The organism is Gammaproteobacteria bacterium (assembly GCA_030680605.1).
Lineage (GTDB): Bacteria > Pseudomonadota > Gammaproteobacteria > SURF-13 > SURF-13 > JAQBXX01.
On record JAUXUQ010000006.1, the window covers coordinates 1 to 7,401 of the forward strand.

Genomic DNA, 7,401 nt, shown 5'->3' on the forward strand with positions numbered 1-7,401 from the left:
ACCGAACTGCGCGGCAATGGCGCGGCCTGATTTGAAAAGTTCTTCGTAGGGCTTCATGGGGTGGTGGTGTTTGGTCAGGTCAGTAGGGTCTCAGCATGCGCACAATGAGCATGATGAGCAGCAGCAGCAGCGCAATGCCGCCTATCCACGCCAGCACCTTCACAAAGTCCGGAACGAATGGCTCGCGCACTATCTCCACAGTCTCCGACACCGAATTGCGTGAGCGCAGCGTGTTGATGATGCTGTCCCGCATGGTCAGCTCCAGCGTCATGCTGTCGCAGTGCGCCTTCATGTAGAGCGTATCCTTCAGCACCACGGCAGAGATGGTAGCATGTCCGCTCTGCACAGTCCAAGGCCGAGAAAGACCCGTAAGGTCGCCCAGCGCAATGTTCAGCAGTGCCGTGGCCGAGGGAATGAGAATAAGTGTGTCCCGCTCCCGCACCGACCTGTCCACCTGCGTGGTATCGGTCACCGTTAATTGATGCGATGCGGTGGATGTCGTCTTGCACGATGATGCCAGCAAGGCCAGCATCGGTATCATTATCAGGATGGTCTTGCTCATGGCGGGTGATGTAATCGGTGATGGCGTATGTCTTGCTGATGTGCCGCTTGCGTTTATAGACTCCGTCTCCGGAGCGCGAGCCGACTCCGTTCGTGTTGCCCTCAATGGTGATGATGTAGCGGCCTTCCATGCCCACCACAAAGCCAACATGGCCCACGCGCTTCAGCGAGGGATAGTAGAGTGTGAAACAGTCACCGACCTGCGGCATGCTTCCGGTTCCTGCCTTCGCCTTGCGCTGGTCATAGATGCGGTCGCTCTGCTTCGCCCATGATGGAGACCACGCGCTGCGAGGATTGTCCACTCCGCAATGCGTCAGTGCCCAGCTCGTGAATGCAGCGCACCACGCATGTCCCGGACTCATGCCCACACTTGCGAGATAGACGTTCACCTCTGGGCCAGCGTTCGGTGCGGTCTCTCGCACATCAATCTGTGAAGTCAGCAGCTCATGAAGCTCTGCCCTTGTGTTGGGGGCAGGAGCACTGAACGCGCTCATCGTGACCAGGCTGATGAGTATCACCGCGAATGCCTTCAGCGACACTGACTCCATCGGTGAGGGCGGTTGGTCGCGGTGGTACCAGCTCACCAGTGTCCTGTGAAGCTTGGGCGATGCGATGCGCAGAATGAGCCAAGAGGCCAGCACATAGAACACCATGCGGATGATGTTCCAGAGCAGTTCCTCTGTCTCACCGCCCAGATCGTACAGGGCCGCTGTGGGCACGAACTGCGCCAGCAGCGACCGTACCAGCCACAGCACTCCGAGGAGCGCGGCCAGTGCCGTCAGGTCTTCCTTATGTGTCCTCCAGAATTTCATGTCAATGCTCTTTTCTCAGCTTGTGGTTAGACTCGTCCCTCGTCCCTCGTCCCTTCCTCAGACCAGTGCGAAGAATCCTTTGTTCACCAGTGTACCGGCCGCGAAGAATCCACCGAGGCGGAACTCGTCACCGGGGTCTGCACTGCGCGTGTCGTTGATCTCGGGCTTCAGGTACGCCTTCATGGTCTCGCGATGGAAGATGACCTCCGGGATGTTGATCACCAGCGTGGCCTGTCTTCCGGTTAGGCTGCCGAACGCCCTCAGTGCGAAGGTGTAGGGGTCGTACATCGGCAGTCCACCGAACTCGAAGATGTTCGGGAAGCCTGCGAAGGGCTTCACGTTGCCGCGCTTCTCATCGAACATCACCTCGCGAAACTTGTTGCCGGTGTTCTGTTCATTACCGAGGTCGGTCACGTGGTTGGGGGCCATGACCACCATGAAGTCGGCAGGATCCATGTTCATGTTCACGATGCGCTCACGCACATCCAGCAGCGCGCTGAACGTCATGCCCCCGCTGCCGAGGTCGATCACCGGGGTGTCAACCGTGTGGGAAGCAGGGGCCACGTTGTGCAACAGCTTGTCACGCGTCTTGCGCTTGATGGCCTTCATGTGGCGGACGCGCAGTTCGGCCTTCACATCGTAGGGCAGACCACGCAGCTCGCTGCGGGTCACCTTCGATGGCTTGGTATCCACCGTGTCGAAGGGAAGGAAGAGGTGACGCTTGTCATGTGCCACCGGCCCGGTGAAGTCCACCGTGTTGTTGATCACCGCCTCTGGCGCTGCGATAAGCCTGTTCTTGTAGATGCCCTCGGCACCGACCGCGCTGGCAGGTACCCCGTTCAACAGGGCAAGGAAGTCCTCCTGGTCGTTCTTGTACTCATTCACCAATTGCGGGATGAGCGTCCTGAGCAGGTATGCCTCATTTATTTCTGTGGCGTTGGCCGTGATGTGCGGCCTGAAATGCTGAATGCCCATGCCCACCGCACCGATAAGACCGACCGGGTTCAACCCCATGGTCATCACATTAGGATCGGAGGCCGAGTCGGGGGCCAGAACAGAAAGGAGGCAGATGGAGAACATCACTCCGAAGGCCAAAAGGGTGCTCAATGATTTCATGATCGGGTTTGCTTGGTTGCTGTTTTTGTAAATTGCTGTGCTGTGCTGGTGTTCGCCTACCCGTTGTGGCTTGCTATCACCAGCTTCTCGAACCATTCGGGCTTTTTCTCCGCAGCCGCCTGAAGACCTTTCGGGTCTTTCTCCTGCCACTTCTCCAAGTCCCAGTCCTTGCGGGCAGTGATGTCCGTGCCTGTGGCAGTGGTATCAAGCTCGTCACCGATGGCAGCCACCGGGGCCATGCCAGCGATAATCTTCTTTCCACGCTCAAAGCCCGCGTCACCCTCGGTCATCAACGCCTCCAGCTCGGTGCGGGTGGCAGTGTCAAACTTGCGGGCGGTCTGCCCAGCGTCCAGCGCTGCCTTGATGGCAGTGGCGCGCTCGGTCTTGTCCTTCGCGGTCTTCTCGGCCTTCAGGGCGGTGGCCTCATCGGCCTGCGCCTTCAGCTCTTTCAGTCTTGCGTTCACCTCGGCCTCAGTGGCAGTGGCAGACAGTCCGATGGTTGTTGGGTCGATGTTCATGTCGATGGTATTGGTTGGTTTGTGTGTCGGTTTGGGTGTGGCGGTGGCAACGGGGACAACGGGTGCGCCAACGGCCACCAGTATCTCCACATCGGCAGCGCTCACGGGGGCATCTGATGCAATCAGGCCATCGGCAAAACCGAAGTCCACGATCTCCTGACCCATCAGCCACTGGTCGCCATTGGCCCACAGGGCAGCGAGGTCGGCCTCGGTCTTTTTGGTCTTGGCGGCATACACCTTCAAGTAATCGTTCTCGGTGTCCTTCAGCAGCTTGAGGTTGTTGGCGATCTCATCATGAGACCCTTCCAACTTGCCCTTCGGCCTGTGCCACATGAACTGCGAGTTCGCATGCACCTTGAAGGTGTCCATCTTGCAGGCGATGTAGGTTGCCGCACTGAACGCCATCGCACCACACTCGGCATGCAGCTTACCATTGAACCTGCGCAGCGTGTTCACGATCTCATTGGCCTCCCAAGTCACACCGCCTTTAGAGTTGATGTAAACGGTGGCCTCTGTGTGGCCCGCTTCGGCCAGCGCATCAATCTGCACACCGAGGTCGACCGCATTGGCCGAAAGCCACTCATGGATGTAACCGGTGATGCGGATGGTCGCCTTGTCGCCTGCCGCCTCAACCACGATGCTGAGGGGTGCCTCACGCTCTGCTTTTGCCACTGCTGCCGTGAAAGCAAGCGTGGCTGACAGAATGGCGATCGTGATGAATGGCTTTTTCACGGCACAAACCTCCGACACGTTTCAATGAATTAAAAATCATCGTGTTAAAATATCCATGAGAATGGACATTCTGTCAGGTTTCGCGGTATATCCTGCCTCATCCCTTTGCGCGGGCGTCTTATTTGGTGGACTTTTGACCCCGTTACCAACCAATTTCTACTATCGTAGATACTATCGTAGATACCCCATGGCAAAGGAGGAAAGTCGAAAGCTGTTCTACATCTATTTCGTTGAGCATGGGCTGACCGCCAAGGAAGCGGCACAGAAGGCCAACGTCACCGAGACCACGGCAAGCCGCTGGGTCGATAAGTACAAGATGAAGGCCGAGCGCGATGCCCGCATCTTCGGCACCAACCAGCGCATCGAGAACGTGCGCGGTGTGCTGGGCGCATTGGCCGAGGAGACCATGGAACTGACCCGCCAACTACGCGAGGCCAATGAACAGAACGACCGTGGAGCCGCGAAGGACATCCGCATGTCGCTGGCATCATTGAGCGACCAGGCAGCGAAGTGGAACAAGACCCTCGCCAACATCGAGGGCAAGGAACGCATCACGCTCAGCGTCTATCTCCACGTGATGGAGGACCTGTTCAAAGCCATGTATGCCAAGCATCCGGCCATCTATCAGCAGCTCATATCTTTTCAGGAGGAAGTCATCCACACCAAGGCCGCTGAACTCGCATGAAGGTCAAGGACAAAAATGCGCAGGAGAGGTATCTCAAGAAACTCGCCATTGCACGGCAGGCGGGCATCGTCAATCCCTTCGAGACCGAGGACGACAGACAGGCACGTCTTGCAGAGCTGCGCAAGGACTACGCGAAATGCACCGCCTACTATTTCGGACACTATGCCACCTGTGCGCCCGCGCCATGCCATACGCGCATCGCCAACAAGATGAAGCGCAACAAGCACTATAAGGGCTTCGCCAAGTGGCCGAGAGGACACGCCAAGTCGGTCGAGTGCAACATCACGCTGCCGTTCTGGCTCTGGCTCAACGGTGAACCGATGTACCTGGTCATCGTTGGCAGCTCAGAGGACAAGGCGAAGCGGCTGCTGGAGGACATCCGGGCCGAGTTCGAGGCCAACCCCAAGATCATTGCCGACTTCGGAGAACAGAAGTCCATGGGCGACTGGGAGGACGGGTTCTTTATCACCAAGGGCGGGTTCATCGGTCAGGCGCAGGGCCTCGGTCAGAGCTGCCGTGGTCTGCGCGTCAAGAACCTGCGGCCCACCATGATCGTGCCGGACGACACCGAGACCCGTAAGACCATCCGCAACGAGCGCATTCAGGATGAACTGGTGGAATGGGTAGAGACCGAGCTGCTGCCCTGCATGGATGGCCCGTGCGAACGCCTGGTGATATGCAACAACTGGTTCGCTCCCAAGATGTACATCAAGAAACTGGCCGAGAAGCACCCGGACTGGGATGTGGACGAGGTGTTCGCATACGACCCGGTCACCTACGAGCCATATTGGAAATCGAAGTACACAGCAGACTACTGGCGCAAGAAAGAACAGCAGATGGGCCGCTCGTCCGCCCATGCCGAATATCTGCACGTTGCCAAGATGATCGGCAAGATTTTCACCGAGAAGCTCATCCAGTGGGGCAAGCTCCCGCCATTGAACCACTTCACGGCCATCGTGCTGCACTGGGATATCGCCTATGCGGGCAATGCCACCAGCGACTACAATGCCTGCCGCATCTGGGGGCTTTACAAAAACAACTTCTGGCTGATAGACTGTTTCGTGAAACAGACCAAGATGCGCCCTGCCGTCAGCTATATCGCCCACAAGCACCGCACACGTCCGTCCACCGTTGCCATCCACCTGCGGGCAGAGAGCCAGTTCTGGAATGATGAAGTGAAGCGCACCATCCGGGAAGTGGAGCAGGAGGAGCGTATCCAACTGCCCATCACCTTGGTGGACACGCCCCGCACAAAGAAGATAGAGCGCATCATCAGCGGGCTGGAGGCACTCTATCAGAATGGCCGCGTGTTCTACAATGAAGAGCTGAAGTCCCATGCCGACACACAGGAAGGGATTCAGCAGCTCTTGGGCATCGAACCCGGATACAGCGGCAACGATGATGCGCCCGATGCCGATGAACAGGCCATCGACTACCTCAGCAAGTACATAGTCTATTCCGATACCGGCTCTGACCGCATGAGGATCGGAACCATTGAATCTGAAAACGTGATATAGCCATGGTATTTCTCACAGACAACGACCTCAACACACACTCGCAGGGCCGCTTCCTCACCGACAGCACTGCCGACTATGATGCCGCCAAGGACAACATCGAAATTCAGGTCATCGCCCTGGTGCGCAGCAAGCTCAATGGCCGCTATGACGTGAACGCCATTTTCGCAGCAACCGGAACATCGAGGCATCCGCTGGTGGTGCGCTGCGCCTCGATGCTCGTCATCCATGACGTGATCGCCCGCAACACGGCCCGCAAGGTGCCAGAGGACATCCACACGAATTACAAGTGGGCCATGAAGTGGCTGGATGACGTGCGGAACCGTGACGAAAGCCCAGACGGACTGCCCGCCATCGAGGTGGAGGAAGGACAGCCCACCGCAGACATCCTGTTCGGCACCACATCAGACAAGAACCACTTTTTATAGGCCATTCAAATGGGAATGAAAGACTTTTTTGCAGAGAAGGTGCTGAGCATGCTGCCCACGCGCGCAGTGTTCATCGAGGCCGCCATGAGACGCGGCAACACGGGCAACACGAAGGACATCAGCGGAGACATGGAGCACGAGGCCACCGTGCCCATCGTGTTCGACCTTGAGGACTGGAAGGCGGCTGTCGCATCGGCCACCGACCCGAAGGAACCCGACCGCGCACTGCTCACCCGTGTCTATGGTGCCTGCGCACTCGACACCACTTGGAGCACCGCCACCGAGAACATCATCCTGAAGCTGCAAGGTCTCAAATACCGGATGGTGAACGAGAAGGGCGAGACGGACGAGGAAGCCACCAAGCTGCTCGAACGCATGTGGTTCCTCGACTTCGTGCGCCACACCGCCAGCAGCATCCACACCGGGACGAAGGTGCTCAACTGCTCGGCCATCACCGCAGAGATGGAGCTGGACAGCATCTCGGTCATTCCCGCCACGCACGTCATCCCTTCCCAGAAGCGCATCCTGAAGAATCCTGCCCAGCGCGAGGGCGGGTGGCTCTATGACAGCGAACCGATGAGCACCTACTACTTCCAAGTGGGCAAGGACTATGACCTCGGCATCTTGGAGAAGCTGGCCATCATCATCCTGTTCAAAAAGAAGGCGATCGGCCACTGGCTCGACTACATGAACAAATACGGTGTGCCGCCCGCGTGGGTCATCACAGACCGTCAGGATGACGAGCGGTTCAACCAGCTCTTCAACATGATGAAGAACATGAGCAGCTCACGCTTTGCGGTGCTCAGGGGCAAGGAAGAGATAAAGATTCAGCAGGTGCCCACCTCCGATGCCTTTCAGGTGTTCTTGGAGTTCATCAACAAGATGGGCGAGTTCATCATGCAGAGCGTGGCGGGTGCCACCGGAACCATGGACGTGAAGTCGTTCGTGGGTGCCGCCAAGGTTCACCAGGACACGCTGACCGACCGCATGTGGTTCTATAGGTTCCTTGTCTCCTACACCTTCAACAAGGAAATG

7 protein-coding genes are annotated in these 7,401 nt (G+C 57.8%); 4 read left to right on the forward strand and 3 right to left on the reverse strand.

Annotated features, from left to right (window positions below):
• Nucleotides 1-79: 79 nt before the first annotated feature.
• From Q8L89_03385 to Q8L89_03395, 3 genes are all read right to left on the reverse strand, one after another.
• Nucleotides 80-562, reverse strand: a complete 483-nt coding sequence (locus Q8L89_03385) for a hypothetical protein (GenBank protein ID MDP1708091.1) — start codon at nt 560-562, stop codon at nt 80-82.
• A gap of 868 nt (nt 563-1,430) precedes the next feature.
• Nucleotides 1,431-2,489, reverse strand: a complete 1,059-nt coding sequence (locus Q8L89_03390; protein MDP1708092.1) for a hypothetical protein — start codon at nt 2,487-2,489, stop codon at nt 1,431-1,433.
• A 56-nt stretch (nt 2,490-2,545) separates the two neighbouring features.
• Complete coding sequence (locus Q8L89_03395; protein MDP1708093.1) at nt 2,546-3,739, reverse strand: ATP-dependent Clp protease proteolytic subunit; 1,194 nt, start codon at nt 3,737-3,739, stop codon at nt 2,546-2,548.
• A gap of 187 nt (nt 3,740-3,926) precedes the next feature.
• Here Q8L89_03395 and Q8L89_03400 point away from each other — a divergent pair, with 187 nt between their 5' ends.
• The 4 genes from Q8L89_03400 to Q8L89_03415 form a co-directional block, all read left to right on the forward strand.
• Nucleotides 3,927-4,424 (forward strand): DUF1804 family protein, encoded by a 498-nt coding sequence (locus Q8L89_03400; GenBank protein ID MDP1708094.1) that lies wholly within the window; start codon nt 3,927-3,929, stop codon nt 4,422-4,424.
• The gene (locus Q8L89_03405) at nt 4,421-5,941 is read left to right on the forward strand and encodes a hypothetical protein (GenBank protein MDP1708095.1); all 1,521 of its coding nucleotides are present in this window, start codon (nt 4,421-4,423) and stop codon (nt 5,939-5,941) included. The genes Q8L89_03400 and Q8L89_03405 overlap by 4 nt, the downstream gene beginning before the upstream one ends.
• Before the next feature lie 2 nt (nt 5,942-5,943).
• A complete protein-coding gene (locus Q8L89_03410) occupies nt 5,944-6,366 on the forward strand; it encodes a hypothetical protein (GenBank protein ID MDP1708096.1) in 423 nt (140 codons plus the stop codon).
• A 15-nt stretch (nt 6,367-6,381) separates the two neighbouring features.
• On the forward strand, nt 6,382-7,401 hold a 1,020-nt coding region (locus Q8L89_03415; protein ID MDP1708097.1), incomplete at its 3' end, for a hypothetical protein.

Excerpts from the sequence above, each read along its gene's own strand:
- Q8L89_03410 (MDP1708096.1), top strand. The coding sequence starts at position 5,944 with ATGGTATTTCTCACAGACAACGACCTCAACACACACTCGCAGGGCCGC.
- Q8L89_03405 (MDP1708095.1), top strand. The coding sequence starts at position 4,421 with ATGAAGGTCAAGGACAAAAATGCGCAGGAGAGGTATCTCAAGAAACTC.
- Q8L89_03400 (MDP1708094.1), top strand. The coding sequence starts at position 3,927 with ATGGCAAAGGAGGAAAGTCGAAAGCTGTTCTACATCTATTTCGTTGAG.
- Q8L89_03385 (MDP1708091.1), bottom strand. The coding sequence starts at position 562 with ATGAGCAAGACCATCCTGATAATGATACCGATGCTGGCCTTGCTGGCA.
- Q8L89_03390 (MDP1708092.1), bottom strand. The coding sequence starts at position 2,489 with ATGAAATCATTGAGCACCCTTTTGGCCTTCGGAGTGATGTTCTCCATC.